Source organism: Hahella sp. KA22 (assembly GCF_004135205.1).
GTDB lineage: Bacteria > Pseudomonadota > Gammaproteobacteria > Pseudomonadales > Oleiphilaceae > Hahella.
Window position 1 is genome coordinate 3,574,661 of record NZ_CP035490.1, and the last position, 20,124, is coordinate 3,594,784.

The following is a 20,124-nucleotide window of genomic DNA, read 5'->3' on the forward strand; positions in this document are numbered from 1 at the left end:
AGTCGATTTGTTTACTTTTTTGAGCTATCCCAATCTCTGGCCTCCAGCCGTATTATTTTTCCAACCGATCCCAAGCCTCCAACACCAACCGCCGGGTGCGGTATTCGCCAAATTCTTTCATCTCATTCTTTTTCAGCACCCGGAATGTTTCAGAGGGGTAGTCTTCGCCCATGACGTCTGCCGGGTCGAGGATGTAGCGTAGTTCGTCGCGGGTGAGGCCGTAGAGTTTGGCGTAGTAGGCGTCCAGTTCGCTTTTGAGGAGGTGGCGGCGTTCTGGATCGAATTTGAAAGGAGGGCCGTTGTAGCCCATGTCTTCTGCAAATGGTTTCAGATCGTAAGCCGTGTAAGTCAGCTCAACTACTCTGGGAACAATAAACTCTAAATCAACATCGGTATATTTTTCGGGAGGCAGTGTGGTTATCTGCTTTTTAGTAAAGTATTTAAAGCTAGTACCTCCAATTTTTTGCCTTGCTACAAAGTCGTGAGGTAGTGATATCTGATCTGCAAGTAGACAGGCCACCAGCTTTTTGTTTTGAACAGAAGGATACATAAGCAGAAACTTATCTCCCACTGCACTCAACGGAATCACTCCGGCAATCACAGTGCGCTCATCAGTAGCTCGGCAAATATCCCGCCACCCCAGCAGGTATTTTGGCCGGCGTGCTTCCAGCAGCGGCCAGATGTATGAAAACGGGTCTTGTGAGCGGTGTAGATTGGCGACGAGTTGGTCAATTTCCTGATCGTCCAACATAGACTCATTCGCTAACTGGTGAGCGGCATTTATTAATGGCTCAAACGTGTCGGAAACTAAATCTTCATCACCACTGGACTCTGTGCTTTGTAGAATATCTCTAACAATCGCGCTGTCTACTCCGTCAGGATGGGTTTCGATGTATGAGCCAGCAGCCCATAGTCTGAGATTGTGATCCAGCTTTTCTGTGTCTTGCTTTTTAATCGCATCCAGAACAGCTTTGGGCGCTCGGGTTGTGCGGAGTGTGACTTCATTTTCCGCTACCCAGTAACGGGGTAGGTTGTGGTAGTTGGGGTTTTGTTTTTCTGCGAGGGCGCAGTCGCGACTTGTCTTGCCGTCTATTTCGTAGGTAGCCCAGCGGTGGTCGTAGTGGTGGACCATTTTGGCTTCGTAGAGGGGGAGAAGAGGAGCGTCGCCGTTTTCATTTCTGTGCATACAGTCAATGAATAAACCGCTATCAGCCGACATATGGAACATGGCCTGGAACTTTATTCCCCAAGGGTTTATCTCTGGAGAATTAGCCCTAGCTTCCCTAATCAGGATCGGTGCATTGGAATAAATCTTCTTAGTTAGCTCCGCGTCTTTATTGGAGCGAAATACCGGGCAAGTATTTGTGTTTGGGTTTATTAAAGCGAAATCCTTGCTATCCAATGTGAAGCTTCGATTTCCGTCGACAAGCTGTGTGGTTTGAGTGAGATAGAAAGCCAGTGTGGCTTGTGGAATATCCTTTCCAATAGTGAGTAGGCAGAACTTCATACGAGAGTCTACGTCAGAAAATATTTTTTCCCGATTTTCAAAGTCGAAGACGCTAAATAAACGGTGGTCTTTATTCAACCATGAGAAAAAGTACTTTGTTGAGTCGTCGGTTACTATTCCCGTTGGACTAATAAAGCCAGCTCGACCACCTGACTTAATTGAATTTGCATTGTGTTCTGCAAATGCCGCATAGAGATTCACATCTCCACGGCCAGTTAATGGGTACCTTCCAGACAAACGAATAAAGGCGCTGGAGCCTTCTGCATCCCGTTTGGCTACCTGAAATTCCTGATACAACCGTTGATCAGCTGGGGAGGCGCTCTCTGATAATGCATTAATTAAACGAGCGCGCGCAGCAGTATTGGGTGCGTTGGCGATATTCTCACTTCTCGCCGCAAAGAACTCTTTCTCCTGAATTTTGATGCGCTCCCAGGGAACATTTCCCAGCATCACCTCAAAACCACATTCGCCATTCTCTTTGCTCTCAAAGATGTGAGGAAACTTTAGAGGCCAATGGAAAAACTTATGCTGTTTCGCCAGTTTTCGTATTGATTGCACGGTTTCGTCAGATACGCTTTCACCGTGAGCCAGCAAATGCAGGATGTCATTGGTAGGAACGGTGTTTTTGGTTTGCCTTGTTTTGGGGGCGAAGAAGGCGGCAGTGAAGGCATCTTCCTTCAGTCGCTCTTGGCAATACTCCTGTCTCTCTTTGAACGCGTCATAAGCCCGTTGTTTAGCCGATACTTCTTCCAGTGTTCTCTCATGCAGTCCTTCGATTTCATGAAAAGCCTGAACAATAGTTCTGAGAGATAGCGCAATTTTCTTTCCTGTTTTTTTATTCGCTTTTCGCAAGTCCGAACAGACATCTTTGTCATCGCCAGTCAGTGCCTTTAACGCGTCGTCAGGTATCCCATTCTCAATCAGTGCGGGATCATGAATACCTACCAGTGAATTGCCGCATTTGATGTGAGCGTTGAGGAAACTTAATGGCTTGCCAGGCTCCACCGATTCCAACCATAAGGCGATTTTGCAAAGCTCGATCGCCATTTCGTTGATATCTACACCGTAGATACATTTCTGCACAACTTCGCGTATGGCTTGGCGATAGGTCAGGTTTGAATCCAAACGAACTAATTCGGAGGCCAAACGTTGAGCAGCCGAAATGAGACAGTGGCCGGAGCCGCATGCAGGGTCACACACCGTGATATCGAGGATGGCTGCTTTTGGATTGTCTCGATGTTTTTTTAAGCGGTTCTCAATAACAGGATTGAGAGCAGATTTGATCAACTCTTGCACCAGACTGTCTGGTGTGTAGTAGGTTCCCAGTGACTTACGTGTGCTAGTGTCGTTAATAAAACCATACCGCCAGACTCCATTCACCTTAATCTGCGGTGTCAGCTCTAACAGAGATTCATAAACCGAACCAAATTCGGTGGTATTAATATCCCGGTAATTAACTGGCCGTAACACGTCGTTTTGTACGAAAAAGCAGAGATTGAATAACGCCTCATACAGGTATTTGTTCTCAAGCTCGCACTGGTCCAAGTCAGGACACTGATCGAGCGCGAAAATGCCGCCCAGCGCAGGCTGCGCCAGCAGAGGCTGCCCCACGGCAAAGCCTTTGAAAGTGACCAGCAGTTGCCGCCATGCATCCCCGTATGAATCCCGGCATGAGCGCAGGCGCGCTTGTTTCCTGAAGTGGCTCACGCTGTACCATTTTTGATACAGCTCCCGGGCGCTTCGGTAGTCCTGTTGTTGATAAAACTGCGGCAACAGGGCGATGTCTCTGTCTTCCGCAACCAGTAGAAACAGAAACCGATACGCCAGGCGTTGAATCTGATTATGGAAGCCTTTCTCGTCCAGTTGCCCGTTGGTGAATAAATCACGTAAACGTTGATTTTTGGAGTGTGATAGAAAGCCCGTTCCCAGAGACTCCATGGCATGTTCCACACCATAACGAAGAGACTCTTTGGCCCTTTCTCCTTCTTCTTTACCTTTCTCGCGCCACTTCTCCAACCAGCAACGCTCCACGGAAAGAACCGAGACATTTTTTGATGTCAGTGGTCGGGTGCGAGACTGGTGCAGCAATAGCCAGACGATGGTGAATTCCGCATAGTCTTCCTCGTCGAATATGCGGGCAAAGTCGACTTCGATATATGCAGGGCGGGTGATCGCAGGATTATCGCGCAGTAAGCGAAGATAGAGCCCATTGGCCACGATCGCCCACAGGCATTGCTCTTCTGCATTCAGGTACTCCTGCGCCAAGGCGGTAGGGGAACGCTTTTTATCGCCTTTTTTATCTTTTTGGCCAAACTCCGCATCAGATTTATCCAGATCCTGGTCCGCACCGCATAACACAAAGGGAAGGGTGTGCTCGTTAGCAAAATGAGTGATGGGGAAATAACGTTCTCCAATGGTTATCGGATCGGTTGGTTCAGGGCGATAACAGAAGACGTGCTGCAGCAGGGGAAGCAGCCATTCTTCAAGGGCTAACCTTTTTTGGCTTTCATGATCAGCGTAATCCTGACGCTGGGCCAGTTCCCGATAGTTCTGCCATAAAGACTGTGCAATACGCCAGTAGCGCCCCAGCTCTTCATTGAACTTCAGGCCTTTGGGAATGCCGTATTCCGCCTCGGAGCGCCCTGGCAGGGCGTTGCGTCCGGTCTCTCGCAAGCGGGTTAAAAGCTCCGTACTCAATAACCCGCCAATGACATGAGTTGATTCAAAGGGCTGCTCGATCTGCCTTTTTAACGCCATGTTCATCCCTCCTACTGCGATTGACCGAAGTCGACTTCAGATAACTTGAGGTGAGGGCCAGTATCCGGGGCTTAGAAAATTTTTAAGTCCGGAACCAGCACGTACACGCCCAGCACATCCACAGGAAATTGTGGTTTTACTTCATAGCTGCCTTTGGCTTGCGCCGCCTCGCGGGTGCGGCGATGATCCGCTAATAACTGTTTGGCCCGCGCTTCCGCCAGGCTTCTAAACATTGGCTGCTTTTCTTCCAGTTGGTTGAGTTCCTCAGCCAACTCGCGCTCTTTAGCCTCTTTACACATATTCTTGCTCACGGCCGCCTGCATCAGTTTTAAGGCCTGATCTTTCGGCATGACCGAGGCTTCATTATCGCCATTGATGGCGATGGCCAGCGCTTCCTCCGCCAGCAGGTCGCATTCATGCAAGGTTCTTTTGAGAATCAACCGTGATCGGATGCGTAGCAAATAGATGACCGTGCGCGTTTCTACTTCCTTCGTGTACAGAGCGCCGGCTCTGGCGATCAGGTCGGTGTCTTCGCCGCTCATCGCCAGTTCCGCCAAGTAGTCCGCCAAGTGTGAGACCAGAGGGTGGGTGCGATGTATAAACTCCGCTTTGAGGGCGCAGGGATAGTAGAAATCAATGTGCTTTAGAGTGAGTAAGCCGGCGGCGTCCAGTCGGTCACGAAGGCCGGGGTGCTTTTCGCCGAAATGGGGTAATGGGGCTTGATAGCCGCCTTGCTTCAGACTTTTCAAGGGTGCGCCCAGGCGCTCGCAGGCGTTTAAAACAAAGCGCTTTACGTCTTCCTCTGTTCCCAGCACGGCAAAGGCTTTTTCCCATTCCGGCAGGACGTCTTCCGGCTTTAACCGGTTTTGCGCAAATAAGGTGCGGTGTCGTCTGGCTTTTTCGCGAGCCGATTCCCATTTGGCGTCTAACGCTTGGAGGTCTGCGTCCTGGGCGAACAGGTCGTCCATGCCTTTACTGCCGATATAGTTGCCGCTGCGCAGGAGTACGGCTTTCATCAGCGCCTGCTCTGCGCGGTCGCCCTCTTCGGGCATGGGAACGGTCACGCCAAGGGCTTTGCGGATACTTTCCGCTTTTCTGAGAATGACCTGCAGAACAGCTCCGTCCACAGGATTTTCTTCGCCGTAGTACATGAGCGCCTTAACGGTTTTAGCTTTTTGTCCGAAACGATCTACCCGGCCTTCCCGTTGCTCGTGACGGGTAGGATTCCAGCTCAAGTCATAATGGATAACGGCATTAAACTGCTCTTGCAGGTTCACGCCCTCCGATAAGCAGTCTGTGGCGACCAGTAATGGGGCTTTGTCGCTTTCCTTGAGCTGTTCAATGCGTTCAAGCCGTTCCGTCGGCGTTAAATCGCCGGTGACATGAATGACCTCTCGTTGAGGAAAGGCGGAGTTCAGTTCGTCCGCCAGATATTCCGCTGTGGCGATATAGCGGCAGAAGATGACAGGGTTATAGCCCTCGTCCAACACGGGCTTGATAGTCTGTTTTAAGGTTTGCAGTTTGGGGTCGTTGCCGCTTTTCAGATGTTTGGCGCGCTCAATCAAACGCTTCAGTATTGCAACATCTTCCTCCTGGGCAGCGCCGGGCTCGACATCGTCCAACGTCAGGTTGTCATCCGTTCCATCCAGTACGCTTAGGGCTCCTTTTTCGTTCAAAGCTTCAATATGGCATCGTTGGTCTTCCTCGTCAGGCGATTTGCCATCGGGGGAGAGGGTGTTGTCGAGGCGCGTATTGAGCGCGCGTATCGCCGCCTGAGGCGATGAAGAGATACAGCGGAGGAGCGCCAGCGCCGCCCACCAGTTCATTCGAGCCTTGAAGGTTCCTTCCGACTCTCTACTGACCAGCTCACGCGCGTATTCAAGCACATCATGGAAAATGGCGTTCCACTCTCCCGTTAGTTTGTAAGTCGCTTCACCGGTCAGTCTGTCAGGGAACAGGTTGCCTTCTTTCCACTCACCGATATCCTGCCGGCGTCGCTGCACAAAATGGTTGGCCAGCGCCTGACGAAGAGGATGCGCTGCATTGTCTATGGTTTTCAGGTCGACGAACTCAGGCTTCAATAACGAGAGCAGGTTATAGAAAGCCTCTTCGTCGCCACTGTGCGGCGTTGCTGTCAGCAACACCATGTGTCTGGTTTCCTTCGCTGCAAGGTCTTTTAATAGTCCATAACGCAAATGAGGACCCATACCGGTTCTGGCGCAGGTATGAGCTTCATCCACAATGACGAACTCGGGGCAATGAAGCAGGAAGGCGTCGCGGCGGGTCTTATTCTTGATGTAATCCAGGGACACAATCGTAAAAGGATGCTCTGTAAATATCGAACGGTCCTGAAGTAGACCTCTCTCCAGGCGCGCTGCGGTGGTAGAGCGAACAATAGTGGCGTCCAGATGGAAACGTTCTTTCAGCTCTTCATGCCATTGCTCGCACAAATGGGGGGGACATAGCACGGTAAAACGGTTTATTTCCGCCCGGTCCAGCATTTCACGGACAATCAGGCTCGCCTCGATGGTTTTGCCAACACCTACATCATCCGCGATTAACAGACGAATGGTTTCCAGTTTTAGCGCCATCATGAGGGGAACCAGCTGATAGGCGCGGGGCTCTATTGCGATGTTGCCAAAGCTGCGGAATGGGCCTGCGCCAGCCCGTAACTTCAGCATTAACCCATCGCGCAACAGCAGGCCTGCGGCTTGTGTGCCAGAGTGCGCCACCTGTGGAGGCGGAAAGCTGGCGGAGTGTATGGGCTCCAACTCGGGAAGCAGCGCCGTGATGGCGTCATCACCTCCACCGAGAGGACGTAAATGGAGTAACCTGGCGTCGCTCTGCGGCAGTACTATCCATTCCCTGCCTCTGGCAGTGACGACTGATCCAGGGCTAAAAGTTTGCTCGCTCATTTCGTCGCCGCCCCAAAAATATCTGGATACTCGGCGAGGATGGAAGGCCAGCGCTCACGTTCTTTGGGGAAACGGATCACGGTTAATCCATGCGCGCGAAGTCGCCTCGAAAGCTCTTCGTCCAGCTTTTGCCGCTGCGGCATTTCATGGTGAGGACCGTCTATGTAAATGGCGGCGTTATGATCGCTGTATACAAAGTCCGGCCGGGTTCTGAACTTTTCTATGACAACCTGCGCCTGATCCGGCAACCGGTGGCCGTTTGTCTTGAGATGATCCAGAAAGGCGCTTTCCAACGAGCTGCCGGAAAGCTGTTTTAAATAGTCTTCCTGCTCAGTGTAGGGTTTTGAACCTGCGCCGACTTGTAGTTCAGAGTGGACCAGCTTGAGAAGCGCGTTGACCGCTTCGCTGTTTTTGCGGTCAATCAGCTTGTGATCAATCTGGTTGTAGTAACTGAGCAGGCAGCGATAGCAACCGGCGTCACAGTCGGAATTGATATCTTCAGGCAAGCTGGCCCAGCCGTCGTTTGTCGAGTAATGACAGATTCTCAGTGCGCGCTCTGCAATGCTCGCAAAGGCGTATTTGTTGCTGGTCAGCCGGGTTAGGACGCCTGCGCCGCCTTCTGACGCCTCATAAAACAGTATGGTATTCCTGTCATCCCGACTGGGGAGCGGTTCAACCACCAGCTCCGCTTCTTCAATCTGGAACTCTTCTTCAATGCCGCGTTTCAAGGCGTATTGCAGTGTGGCCAAGGCATGTTCATCAAGTTTAAGCTCCGCCTCCGGCCTCAGTATCAGAATGTTGCGTCGGTCTTCCACATAGGGCGTGATACGTTCTACATGGTTTTCTCCTTGCGCCAGATCATCGCTGTTTTCCTGGGCGGCTTGTTCGTCGGCGCTCCATTGGCCGGAAACGGCGTCGATGTTGAAACCGTAGATGGATGGATTTTTTCTACGCCGCCATCCCAGGTTCAGCCGCCAAACTGTGGCGGTGGGCGCATACTGGACCGTAAACAGACGGCTCCCTTGGCTGAGTAGTTCGCCTTGGGTGACGCGCAGGCAACCGTCAGTCTGGTGGAACTGAACAGTGGTCTGCATTTCGTAACCTTGCCTTTGCCGCTCTTCTTCATCGCAGGTGATGCGGTAAGCTCTCTTGGTGCTGACATTGTCGATGCGATAAAGATTGGACACACGCTTTCCTCCCTCAATGGGAGAACCGCAGGCGTTACAAAGTTCATCCTCCAGTTGGGTATGAAAATGCCCATATCCGCAGGCTGGACAGAGTCTGGCTTCTTCTTTGACTAATCCGGGCTGATCCAGTGATTGCTCTGGACGTACGCCCAATATGACTTTTTTGACCCGATACTGACTGCCTTCATGATAAATAAGACTTAAAGGCCCGAATTCGGAAATGGCCAGGAAGCGCGGTCTGGCGAGAAAACTATCGCGACCGATGTTGCCGCGTCGGCCTTGAATGTAGGCCAGCAAAGGCAGGCGAGGGAAGTTATAACCAGGCAGGAAGCCCTGACTGGCGAGATAGCGATAGGTGGAAAAGTCCGAGCTGGTGTCGCTATGCGCATCAAGTAGTAGATCCATCTGCGTACGCGCTTCGCCGTAACGTTGGCCAGCCGCTTTCCGCTCTGTCTCACTGGCTGCCGGGTTGGTATTGATCAGGTGAGCTTTCTGCATTTGATCCTGAGTGGAGGCGTACAGTTCCCTCCAGCGATCCAGTGAATCGCAAAACTCTCTGTAAGCAGCATTCACCTTGCGTTTCATCCACTGGCTGATGGCTTCTTCTAACGCGAACTCATCGCTGAGCCAGGCTCCATGCGCCGCTGCTATATCACCAACCAGCATGCCCATAATATCCAAACCCCGTTCTATGGTTCGGCTGCGCACTTTATCGCTGTTCATCTGCGTGTCGAACTCATCCAAAACCGGCATGTTCGAGGGTTGGTTCATGTCCAGCATCAGATTGACGGTCTTGGGTAACGCCTGTTTGGTTTCACTCAGCCAAATGGCATGTAGATGGCTGGCGATAAGGTCCTCGTTCGCCAAGTCCAAAGTGGGCGGGCTGACATGACCGTGCACCATGCGGGCGGGATCAGAAAAGAAGTACTGATCATGGGGACTTAATGCGGCGCAATAGGTGATGACCAAAGCGGGCTGCCCGGAACGTCCCGCTCTGCCGGAGCGCTGTGCGTAGTTGGCCGGCGTAGGAGGGACATTGCGTAAATAGACGGAGTTCAGGGACGCGATATCCACACCAAGCTCCATAGTGGGGGAGCAGAATAGTGTTTTTAGAGTTGCTTCGCGGAATTGTTTTTCCCGCTCCTCCCGTTTATCAATGCTGACCTGGGCGGTATGTTCACGAGCTTCAAGCTCAAAGAATGTCCTATTTCCGGCAACTAAAAATTCAGCGATGTTTTGATATAGGTTTTTGAAGTACTCGTTTTCTGAGCTGTATGGGGTCGTCGGGTCAGTTGAGGATACGCCTGCGCTGGGCATCCATTGTATAAACTCCCCAACAAGTTGATAGCCTTGTATTCCTCTCTCTTCATTTACTTCTTCGACCAGACCATAACTCTGAAGCACTCCGATTAAACTTAAGATGAGATCAGGGTAATTGGCGTCATTTATTCTGGGAAGCAGTGAAAGATCGTCGCCCCATATGTTGGACCTTTTTAAGGTTTGGCCCAATGAGGATCGGCTTGAGGCGGTGATAAGATTGTAGCTGTTCCTGCCTTTGGGTTTGCTTGTCAGAATCATGGTGCAACTCGATTGAAGTTGCTCTTCTTCCGTGAAAGCCCAGGGCTCTATAAGGTGTGCGTAGCTTTGAGACTTGAACTGCTCTTGCTGGTAGGCATCCAGGAACCTGCTTTTGATACAGAGGCCTCGGCGCATTGTATCTAGAACGGCTTTGAGGGCTTTAAATCTGCTTTCTACCGAAACATTCTGCAGCTCAGGAAATTTTAAATTTTCCCACTTGCGTTGGTCCCGGCAGAGATCAGCGAGCCCTTCGTATTCGATCTTTAATAATCCCAGTTGCTCCAGGTTAGGATTGTTGAAGCGCCAGCCTCTTCTTAAATCAAAATAGAGCCGATACGAAAGCACATTCCTTAGCGCTTCCTCCGCTTTTCTCAAACCCGGTCCATCAATGGTTGGATTGGCGAGATACTGTGTCCTTTCCTCCACTCGGTCGAACCCGAGACACTGGAAAACCGCTTGTGATAAAAGACTGTCAGTGAGGTAGCCGGTCGATGCGCTTTTTACCGCCGCCAGTAGGCTGGATCGGAGTAGCAGTATCTGGATAAAGTCGTTGTAGTGGCCTGCTTGCAGAGAAGCATCCTGGCGGTTATCGGTAAAGCCCAGCAACTTTTTAGCGTCGTCCTTCAACTCTGTATCGCGCTCAAGCAGGTAGCGTAATGCAGAGATAGTTAGCACCGTGGTTGCGGAAGAGCGGCCTTCGCCACTGAGTGACGTGAGTCGGCTCGCTTCTCGGCTTTTCCCTCGATGTACAAAGCCGCAGTTAAGACAGAATCTGAAACTACCAGGGATGAACCATCCTCTTTCGCCCTGAATATCGATTGTTCCGTCTGGCTTTACAAAGGTTTCGGTTGGTTTGAACTTTTTGTAGCTGCTGCGAAGACGGTAATCGCCGTTTTTTTCCTCTAACCAGTGTTCCGGATAACTGCTTTCGTAATTGCCATCGTCCCATCTACGCTGTGGATCGAGCATGAAATAGCCCCAATCACTGGATTCCTCATCGTTATTCTTGTCATCAATGTCCCGAGGCTTTAACGCGCCTTCGCCGCTTTCATTCTCATACCAAACCGGATGGTAATCCTGTCCACATTGGCGGCAGAAATAGAGGGTGTAGAACAATTTTTCCCGATTGCTGCCAGGTAGAAACTGCTGGCCGCTAAGATCCACCACTCTTTTTCCTTCCGGCTCTAAGGTGGAGTAAGCATGGCTGGGCCCAGAAATAAACTGATGCAGTCTAAATGCAAAAATAGGCTTACCTGACGGACTCTTGCAGCGATATGCCGCCAGCAAGAACTGACGGAGATAATCCTGACATGATTGCTGGTCTAAACCCGAGTCAGTGGAAAGTCGCTCCGCCGCCCATGCAAGGTTCTGGGGTTTGGCGCGAACCCAACGGTCTTCCTCCCATACTAATCCCAGAGTCAGCTCGACCCAGACAGCGATGGGATGGGCGCAGAATGCCTGGAAATCAAAAGCCGAAGGAATGGGCTGTTGCAGGGCGCGAGACAGTGTTTCGGGTGTTGGTTTAATGTCTTGAGTGGTTATACGCTGCAACGTTTCGGTCACAATATTTTCTGACTTAACTTGCGCGCCGAACAACTTGCTGGCCACGGTCGCCACGGCTGTATTCTTCGCCGCCAGCGACCCCTCACTGGCCATAGTGGCGGAGGTTCCTATACATAACACTTCCGGGTTTAGCGCCTCACGAACGCGACGCACCAACATTGCTACGTCCGCTCCTTGCCGCCCCCGATAGGTATGGAGTTCATCCAGTACGAGGAAGCGTAAACCTTTCGCAGACTTGATTACGAGGCGATCAATCTCGTCCTGCCGCGTCATAAGCAGTTCAAGCATCATGAAGTTGGTCAGGATAATATCCGGTGGATTGGCCGACATGGCGTGGCGGGCTTCTTGCGACTCCTGACCGGTATATCTTCCGTAGGTCACAGGCTTGTTGTCGCCATAGTGGCCAAGAAACTTTTCCAACTCTTCAAGCTGTGAGTTCACCAAGGCGTTCATGGGATAAATGATGATCGCTTTGATGGAGGGGCGGGAGTTATGTTCTTTTTCTTTCAGTATCGCGTCGACAATCGGCAGGATATAGCTCAGCGACTTCCCGGAACCGGTTCCTGTGGTTAATACATAACTTTCTCTACTTTGCGCCAAGCCGATGGCGGCCTGCTGATGCGTATGCAGGCCCGCCGGAATGCCTTGGCGATCTGCAGTACTGCGGTTAAAACGGAAAATATTCGCGCACTCTTTATGCAAAGTCCCTTTTGCTACTAACGCTTCAACATTGTCGCCGGGAACGAATGAAGGGTTAATTTGAATCAACGGCGCAGGCCAATAGTGACCTTTTTCGTATCGTTCAGAGATAAAACTTTGGATATCAGCGGCGCTGATTTTGGCGAAGCTTCGGCTGAAGCTTTCGTAGTCGGCGATTACGGCATCGCGATATTCGAATACGTCCATCGTTCAGGCTTCCTGAAGACTGTTTGTGCAGTAATTTCTGTGAAATCAAGCAGTAAACAAATCGAATCCTAATTCTCCATGTCATATGGAGACGCCTGAGTCATCCTTGGTTGTGGTTGATTTTTGATCAGGTGAAAAGAAGTATAGACAACGACGTCGAAAATGCAGGGAAAATTGTTGATGAATTGCTTGCGTTTCGAAGAGCCCTTCGACAGGCTCAGGGCGAACGGGGCGAACGGGGCGAACGGGGCGAACGGGGCGAACGGGGCGAACGGGGCGAACGGGGCGAACGGGGCGAACGGGGCGAACGGGGCGAACGGGGCGAACGGGGCGAACGGGGCGAACGGGGCGAACGGGGCGAACGGGGCGAACGGGGCGAACGGGGCGAACGGGGCGAACGGGGCGAACGGGGCGAACGGGGCGAACGGGGCGAACGGGGCGAACGGGGCGAACGGGGCGAACGGGGCGAACGGGGCGAACGGGGCGAACGGGGCGAACGGGGCGAACGGGGCGAACGGGGCGAACGGGGCGAACGGGGCGAACGGGGCGAACGGGGCGAACGGGGCGAACGGGGCGAACGGGGCGGTTGTAATTGGCTCCAATGAGCCGATGACTTAATCTCCCAATGCTTGAACTATCTCTCTCCTGGTCTGAATCAACAGCTCTCTAATTTCCTGCACGACGCTTTCGTCATCTGAGACGAGTGCTGTGATGTTGGCGTTGAGGTAAGTCATGGCGGTTGAGTAGGGAAGGTAGCGGTAGTCTTTTTCGGTTGCTTCGTTGATAGGGAAGCGCGTGTGAACTTCGTTCTCTGTTATATCGCGGTAGACGATCACATGAACGTCGTATTGTCTTGGTCTGGGGTCGCCGTGGGGATTCCATTGCCACCATTCGGAGCCTAACAAATCCGTCGCCAGGGCGGGCGGGCCGAAGTCCTGGTAAGTCAGTTCCAGGTAGCGTTGTTTGATGGAAGTTGAGGTGAAGGTGGCGCAGGCGTTGAGCTGCAGGATGGCGCCGATGATCAGGAAAATAATTTTGTTTTTGCAGCGAACGGGGGTGTTGAGCATGAGCGACTTGAGCCCTTTCATGTGAAGGAGTATCTGACGATTAAACTACCATCAATCCTATCCTGTCTCACTAGCGGCGAATCTTATGAGAACAAGGAGGAACTTCTCCTTGCAAAGAAAACCCTCTTAAATTCGTCATGACGCCAATCTATGCGCTACGACGCTTGATTAGACTTGGAGTCACTACGCTTCGCCTGCGGCGTCAGTTCATCCAGGTAGAGCAGGATTTTTCTCGACGCGTGCAGTGCGGCTTCCAGTGAGCGGCGCAGCAGGGAGACGACTTGGGGGCGCAGGGCGTTGTTCATGATGAGGATTTCCACGCGTTTGCACAGCATGGAGAGGGAGTCGGCGCCGATGGTTTTGGAAAGCCCGCCCATGATGTGGAGTTCTTTCTCGATCTCCCGCGTTTCTTCCGTGTTGAAGGGTACGCTCAGATGGATCAGCAGGCGGTTGACGTCATTTTCAAAGCCTTCCAGCGCAATGCGATACGCCGCAAAGTTGGAGCCGAAACGTCCGACGGCTTCTTTCACATTGATGCCGATCGCCGCGCCTTTGCGGAATATGGACTCCAGAGTGACATCGCCGGTTTCCTGAGGGGGAGCGGTTTTGTTCAAGCGGGTTTCGTCGGTGTATTTGAGGATGATCTTACACAGATCATTGATGTCGAAAGGTTTGCCGATATGGTCATTCATGCCCGCAGCCAGGCATTCCTCCCTGTCCTTTTCGAGCACGTTGGCGGTCATGGCCACAATGGGCAGAGTCTTGTAGCCGAATTTCTCACGTAAGGCTCTGGTCGCCGCATAGCCGTCCATTTCCGGCATCTGGATATCCATGAGCACAATATCAAACTGAGATCCCGCGTGGGTGATAGCGGTGATCGCCTCTTTTCCGGTGGAGGCGATATCCACGAATGCGCCCTCCGCCTGCAGCAGCTGGGAGGCGATTTGCTGATTGGTGAGGTTGTCCTCCACCAGCAATATCCTGATGCCGGATAAACTGGCGCCGGTCATCACGCTGTTCTCCTGGCTGCGCCGCTTGTGCGCGGATTTGGATTGCGACGCCCGCGCTTCGGCGACGGAATCCAGCAACATTGACGGCGTGACGGGTTTGGACAGCAGGCCGTCAAAGGCGGCGTCGATCTGGGCGTCCCGCAGGCCGGGGATGGATTTGCCGCTGTTGGTCATCAGAATCAGAGCGGGCGGCGTGTCGGAGCGACGTATTTTTTGCAGTTCCTCGGTCGGGGTGGCGCCGCTGGCTTTGATCATATTCAAGTCGACGAAAACCGCGTCATATTTTTTCTGCGTATCCTGGGAAATGCTGGCCAGCTCCGCTAAGGATAAGACGACATCCGAACTCCATCCCAGGGTGAGCGCCAGCTCCTTGATGCAGGCCGCTGCGCGCTTGTTGTCGTCCGCGATAAGGATGCGCAGCGCTTTTAGTTCAGGGCGGTTAATGTTCAACTCCCCGGTGCGTTTTTCATCTACAGCCACCTTGATATTGAAGCTGAACGCGCTGCCTTTCCCGAGTTCGCTACGCACCTGGATTTCACCGCCCATCATTTCAATCAGTTGTTTGCATATGCCGAGTCCCAGTCCACTGCCTTCATACTTCCTGGGCGCAGCGGCGTCATCCTGAACGAACGTCTCGAATATATTTTGGCAGTGGTCCTCGGTCATGCCGATGCCGGTGTCTTCCACACTGAATTTGAGCTCCAGTTCGTCTTGAGTCATCACCGACAATTTCACGGATAAGGTGATTTCTCCCTGATTGGTGAATTTGGCCGCATTACTGAGAAGCTTGATCAGCACTTGCTGCAGTCTGGCTTCGTCGCCGACCAGATTATTGGGAATCTTGTGATCCAGATAGAAAACGACCTCGATATCTTTGTTCTCGGTGTGGGCGGAGACCAGATAACTGATCTCCCGCAACAGCTTGTCCAGATTAAAGGCGTGCGGCTCCAGCTCAAGCTGGCCTGCTTCGATTTTGGAATAGTCGATCAGGTCGTTGACGAAAGACCTCATGGACTGAGATGCGCCCTCCAGTTTTTCTACGCAGTCTTCCTGTTGAGAGTTCAGTGGAGTTTGTCTGAGCACCTGTAAATTTTCAGAGATAGCGGACATCGGCGTGCGGATTTCGTGGCTCATATTGGCGACAAAATCCGATTTTGATTTATTCGCCGACAATACTTTGCTCACCGCCTGATTCAGTTCCTGGGTACGCTCTTTCACGTCGCTGGCCAGTTTCTGATTGAGCGCTTTGATTTGATTCTCAGCCTCCACTTTATCGGAGATGTCGCGAATGATCGCGGCGGCGCCAATGGCTCTGCCGTCCCATTTGGATTTGATTGGAAAGGATGAGACGGAAACATATACGCGCGCGCCGTCTTTGCGTTGTCGGATGGTGTGATAGGGTTTGATCGTCTGACCCTGATTGATAGTTTTCAGCGCGTCGGCGTATTCGCTTTTCAATCTGTCTGGAACGATCAGCTTCGCCAGATTTTTCCCGACCGCTTCGCTTTCTACGTAATCGAACATCTTTTCCGCGGACTTATTCCAGCTTTCCACCACCCCTCGTAACGACACGCTGATGATGGCGTCGCTGGAATTGTCGATAATGGCGGACAGACGCGCCTGGTCTCTCAGCAGGCTCACTTTGCGGCCCATATGAGACAGGTAGAAATACACCAGTACGCCTGACAGGGCGAGAAGAACCAACAGAATTCCCGCCTGCACCCAGGCTGCGTTGGCGGCGGAGGCCAACACAATCGATTGGGGAACGGTGATAATGAAATTCAGAGGCGCTTTGACGCGACTGTCCAGTGAGGCGATCTGAAACGAGTAGGTGTAATAGCGCAGGGCGCTGACGCGGGATAACGTTAGCTCTCCGGCTTGCGGAGGGTTGGCGAATTCGTCCGCCCAGGTGTTCCTTTTACCCAGATCGAACCCGTACTCCATCCCCTTGGCGGGATGATAAATGAAGTCATTATCGGCGTTGGTGATGTAGGCGGTATAATCCGGCGGCAATTTCTCCGCCAGGGTGGAGTTGATTACCGGTTCCGCGTAGACATTGACAATGATAACGCCAAAGACGGCGCCAAGGCTGTCGTAGATCGGCGTTGCGAAACGCAGAGTGGGCGTAAACGGCGAGTCGACAACGCCGTTCTCCCTGTTCAGATTGATGGGAGAGATATAGGTTTCGCCTTTTTTGTACTTGATGGCTTCTCTGAAGTAGGCGCTTTCTCCTTTTTCCTGAAGCTTATCCTGAGCAATGACTTCAATAGCGCCAGCGCTGTCTCTCTCCACTCGCACCAGCTCTTTGCCGTTATTGGCGAGTCCGATGAAGCGGGCCTGCATAATGGTGTCGTTGATTAACAGGTATTCGCGAAATATGATCGCCAGTCGTTTCTCCCAGGTTTCGAGGCGGTTATTCTCCAATGGGTCATTCCCGTCATTCGCAGATGCGCGAATGATTCCCTGAATCGGCGGCGTTCTGGAGAGAAACTGAGTGACGTGAATATAATCTTCAATCTCGTCATTGAACTTGCTGATGCGCAGCTGCGCCTGTCCGGACACTTCCACGGATTGCTGCGCCAGAATTTTATTGATTTCAGCGCTTCGAGTGACAAAATGCGCGACGGGAATAATGACAAGAGAAGCTAAAACAGTCAGAACCGCCACACGAAGTCCAAGTCCGCGGTTATTGTATGAGGAACCTGTTTGCATAATGCCTTCTCCCTAAGCAATGCAATCTGCGTGATCCAGAGGCGCTCAAGTCGCCTTGTACCTCCTGGTTGCCATAAGTGTAGTCTTAATAATTGGTAAATCTAGGCAGTGGGGTTTATGGGAGAGTGCTGCTGTTTGGACGGATTATTGAAGCGGATGTGAATATTGTGACTAGATCAGAATATATGAATACGTTGTGGATGAGGCTCGGGCATCTGTTTACAGAAGATGACGGCTCATTGCCCGATATTTGGGTGGAAAACATCACTCAAGACGAGCTGGTGAAAATCTATGGCTGGGTAATGTCGCTTACCAGGCCAGCGGGGGACGCCATGCTATGGAGCCTGGAAGAAGATCGAGACATGCTGATCTCTGAAATTGCAGACCCTGCCTTATATTTTGCCCAAGGGAAAGCGGAGAGCTTTCGACATCTACTCGATGTTTTTGCGATGAATGGCGTGGCGATACCTCAGCTTTCCATTTGCCTTGGCGATAGTGGCGTCGAATTTGATTACCGCATGGGCAATGAATGGGGTCCCAAAGAAGTTAATGCGCTGTTTGAATTTCTGTATGAGATAAAGAGAATAGCGCCAGCAGCTAAAGTGACGCAGTCATACGAGGGCGCATACTACAGCCCTGGTTCGGAGTTCGCCATGGCGTTTGAAGAGTATTGCAAATTAGCTGCCAGTCATCGTGATGATAATGGATAAGTGAAGGTGTTATGAAAATACAAAACTCTAAAGATGTTCTGACCATTGATTGCGGCTTTCTCAAACCGCGCTTTCAGATCCTCATTGCCGAGGTGCAATCCTGGGCGTTTGTGGCGGAGGAGAATGGCGCTACTTACTTGTCCTTCCTGCTGGAAAACGCAACGCAGCATGTTTCAATTAGCGTTGCTGACGAGAATGAATTGGATCAGGTTCTTAAAGGCATCACTTCTGCTTTAAACATGCCGCCGCATTTGGACATCGCGGAGCAAAGACTAAACTGCGGCAAAGTCATGATGGTGGTGGATGGGACTCTCGGGGTGGCGGCCCTTGCGAGCATTTTGGTGTCGGCGGTAGTCAGTTGAGTATTGTTATCGGTCTTGAAGTGAGGGCCAAAAATTGCGTTCAGATAGGTGCGGACTAAAGGAGCTGATAGGGGATTATTTGGAATGCGCGACGGAAGTATCCGCTGATGAGCTTGAGCTTATCCGGAGCGCATTTCGGGGTGCGGTCGACACAGTGGATGGCGCCGCAAGATTTTATGTGGACCTTGAAACCCTGGCGCTGGAGCACGTGGATACGGCGGAGGCGATCTGGAGCGCTGACGCAGATGGCAAGCTCAAAGAGTCCGGCTGTAGAATACTGGCGGATTTGAATAACTTCGATGACTGTATAAACCAGAGCATCGTTGATTTGGCGATTCTGCATGACAGCCATGGTTTGAATAGACTTAAGGACGCCTTTGCAGGATCTGATGATAAAAGAGCCCTGTGGGTTGCGTTTGAGAAGAAAGTTATTGAGCCATATCGAAGAATGGCTATCAAACATAGCCCCTCACAAACCAGCCTCAAAAATCCAGACTCCTGAAATAGCTGACAAGCTGCTCAACAACGATTCGTATACGCTCGGTTTTTTTTAAATCCGGATGGGACAAGACCCACATGTCGCTGGTTTTTCCGGGCGCAAATTCCGCTAGCTCGACCAATCCATTGCGGCGTTGATCCACCGGCAGAAATGCAATGCCGCGCCCGCTTTCTGCGCAATAGGACATGGCGGTCAGTTCGTTGCATCTTGCTGTGATGGAGGTTGCATGATTCTTCTCAAGCCAGGTAAACGCGGGCAGGTTGAGCATGCTTCCCGACGCGCCGATAAGCGGGTAGTCCGCCAGGGTTTCTAATGTTGGCGGCTGCGCGAAGCGCTCCATAAACGACTCCGCGACAAACATCGCCCAGGGGATCGAAGCGACCTTGCGACCGATCAAATGATCCGGCGGCGAGCTGGTCGCTCTTACGGCGATGTCGGCGACCCGTGAATTTAAATTGAAATCATCGTTACTGGAGAGTATCTCGAAAGTGATGTCGGGATAATCTTGCGCAAGGGGGCGCAAAGCTTCCGGCAGGTAGCGGTTTGCAATATTGAAGGGAGCAGTAATCTTCACGACGCCGCTAGGCTGAAACTCCCTGCCGACAATCTGGCGTTCAATCTGCTCCGCGCCATCACGCATCCGGTTGGCGAACACCAGCATCTTCTCCGCCAACGGCGTCGCGACATAGCCTTTTGAGCCGCGCTCGAACAACTTCCCGCCGATCTCGTTTTCCAGGGATTCCATGCGTCTAAACACGGTTGTGTAGTTGACGCCCAATTCTTTCGCCGCCCCGGACATAGACCCTTTATGGGCGACAAGGGCGAGTATTTTCAGAGAATTCCAGTCCATAAATAATGCATCTATGCAATTCAGAATTTCAAAAATTACAACTGATAACGCATTAATGCAATGAATAGAATGAAAACATCACTATTCACTTGGAGACACACATGACTATTCCCCGAAACTATGAACTGGCGGCTTTGCTATTGCGCGTGACGCTGGGCGTGGTGTTGATCACCCATAGCCTGTATTTAAAGCTGGTGGTTTTTACCCTGCCGGGCACGGCTGAATTTTTCAGCTCTATCGGCCTGCCGGCATTTCTGGCCTACCTCGTTTTCTTCGTGGAGGCGGTGTCCGGAATTGCGCTCATCGTCGGCTTTCATAGCCAGATCGCCGCCGCCATGGTTGCGCCCATTCTGCTTGGCGCGACCTGGGCGCATTGGGATGCGGGCTGGTTGTTTGCAAATGAAGGCGGCGGCTGGGAATACCCACTGGTTTTGGTCTTGATGGCGGCCACCCAGGTTTTCTTGGGCAATGGTCGTTACGCCATCACCAAGGAGGCTTGAA

The 20,124-nt window shown here is 51.9% G+C and carries 11 protein-coding genes; 4 read left to right on the forward strand and 7 right to left on the reverse strand.

Going from position 1 to position 20,124, the window contains the following annotated elements; translation table 11 throughout:
* Positions 1-52 precede the first annotated feature (52 nt).
* The 6 genes from EUZ85_RS15955 to EUZ85_RS15980 all read right to left on the reverse strand — a co-directional run bounded on the left by EUZ85_RS15955 (position 53) and on the right by EUZ85_RS15980 (position 17,202).
* Positions 53-4,264, reverse strand: coding sequence for an Eco57I restriction-modification methylase domain-containing protein (locus EUZ85_RS15955; RefSeq protein ID WP_164887262.1), 4,212 nt, complete (start codon positions 4,262-4,264; stop codon positions 53-55).
* Positions 4,265-4,335: 71 nt separating this feature from the next.
* A complete protein-coding gene (locus tag EUZ85_RS15960) occupies positions 4,336-7,179 on the reverse strand; it encodes a helicase-related protein (RefSeq protein ID WP_127970221.1) in 2,844 nt (947 codons plus the stop codon).
* Positions 7,176-12,413, reverse strand: a complete 5,238-nt coding sequence (locus EUZ85_RS15965; RefSeq protein WP_127970222.1) for a DEAD/DEAH box helicase — start codon at positions 12,411-12,413, stop codon at positions 7,176-7,178. The genes EUZ85_RS15960 and EUZ85_RS15965 overlap by 4 nt, the downstream gene beginning before the upstream one ends.
* 81 nt (positions 12,414-12,494) lie before the next feature.
* Positions 12,495-13,040, reverse strand: coding sequence for a DUF4573 domain-containing protein (locus tag EUZ85_RS32005; protein ID WP_210408478.1), 546 nt, complete (start codon positions 13,038-13,040; stop codon positions 12,495-12,497).
* The gene (locus EUZ85_RS15975) at positions 13,028-13,501 is read right to left on the reverse strand and encodes a hypothetical protein (protein ID WP_127970223.1); all 474 of its coding nucleotides are present in this window, start codon (positions 13,499-13,501) and stop codon (positions 13,028-13,030) included. Before EUZ85_RS15975 ends, EUZ85_RS32005 begins: the two co-directional genes overlap by 13 nt.
* A gap of 134 nt (positions 13,502-13,635) precedes the next feature.
* Entirely contained in the window at positions 13,636-17,202 is a 3,567-nt protein-coding gene (locus EUZ85_RS15980) for a response regulator (RefSeq protein ID WP_127970224.1), read from the reverse strand.
* A gap of 125 nt (positions 17,203-17,327) precedes the next feature.
* On the opposite strand from EUZ85_RS15980, the gene EUZ85_RS15985 reads away from it, so the two are divergent.
* The 3 genes from EUZ85_RS15985 to EUZ85_RS15995 all read left to right on the forward strand — a co-directional run bounded on the left by EUZ85_RS15985 (position 17,328) and on the right by EUZ85_RS15995 (position 18,776).
* Positions 17,328-17,912 carry a hypothetical protein gene (locus EUZ85_RS15985; RefSeq protein WP_127970225.1) on the forward strand — a complete coding sequence of 195 codons (585 nt, stop codon included), beginning with the start codon at positions 17,328-17,330 and terminating at the stop codon, positions 17,910-17,912.
* Positions 17,913-17,923: 11 nt separating this feature from the next.
* Positions 17,924-18,274, forward strand: coding sequence for a hypothetical protein (locus EUZ85_RS15990; RefSeq protein WP_127970226.1), 351 nt, complete (start codon positions 17,924-17,926; stop codon positions 18,272-18,274).
* A 79-nt stretch (positions 18,275-18,353) separates the two neighbouring features.
* Complete coding sequence (locus EUZ85_RS15995) at positions 18,354-18,776, forward strand: hypothetical protein (RefSeq protein ID WP_127970227.1); 423 nt, start codon at positions 18,354-18,356, stop codon at positions 18,774-18,776.
* Here the strand turns inward: EUZ85_RS15995 and EUZ85_RS16000 are convergent.
* Entirely contained in the window at positions 18,757-19,623 is an 867-nt protein-coding gene (locus tag EUZ85_RS16000) for a LysR family transcriptional regulator (RefSeq protein WP_127970228.1), read from the reverse strand. The two genes, EUZ85_RS15995 and EUZ85_RS16000, sit on opposite strands and share 20 nt — an antisense overlap.
* A gap of 101 nt (positions 19,624-19,724) precedes the next feature.
* Here EUZ85_RS16000 and EUZ85_RS16005 point away from each other — a divergent pair, with 101 nt between their 5' ends.
* On the forward strand, positions 19,725-20,123 hold the full coding sequence (locus EUZ85_RS16005) for a DoxX family protein (protein ID WP_127970229.1): 399 nt from the start codon (positions 19,725-19,727) through the stop codon (positions 20,121-20,123).
* Position 20,124: the final 1 nt, after the last annotated feature.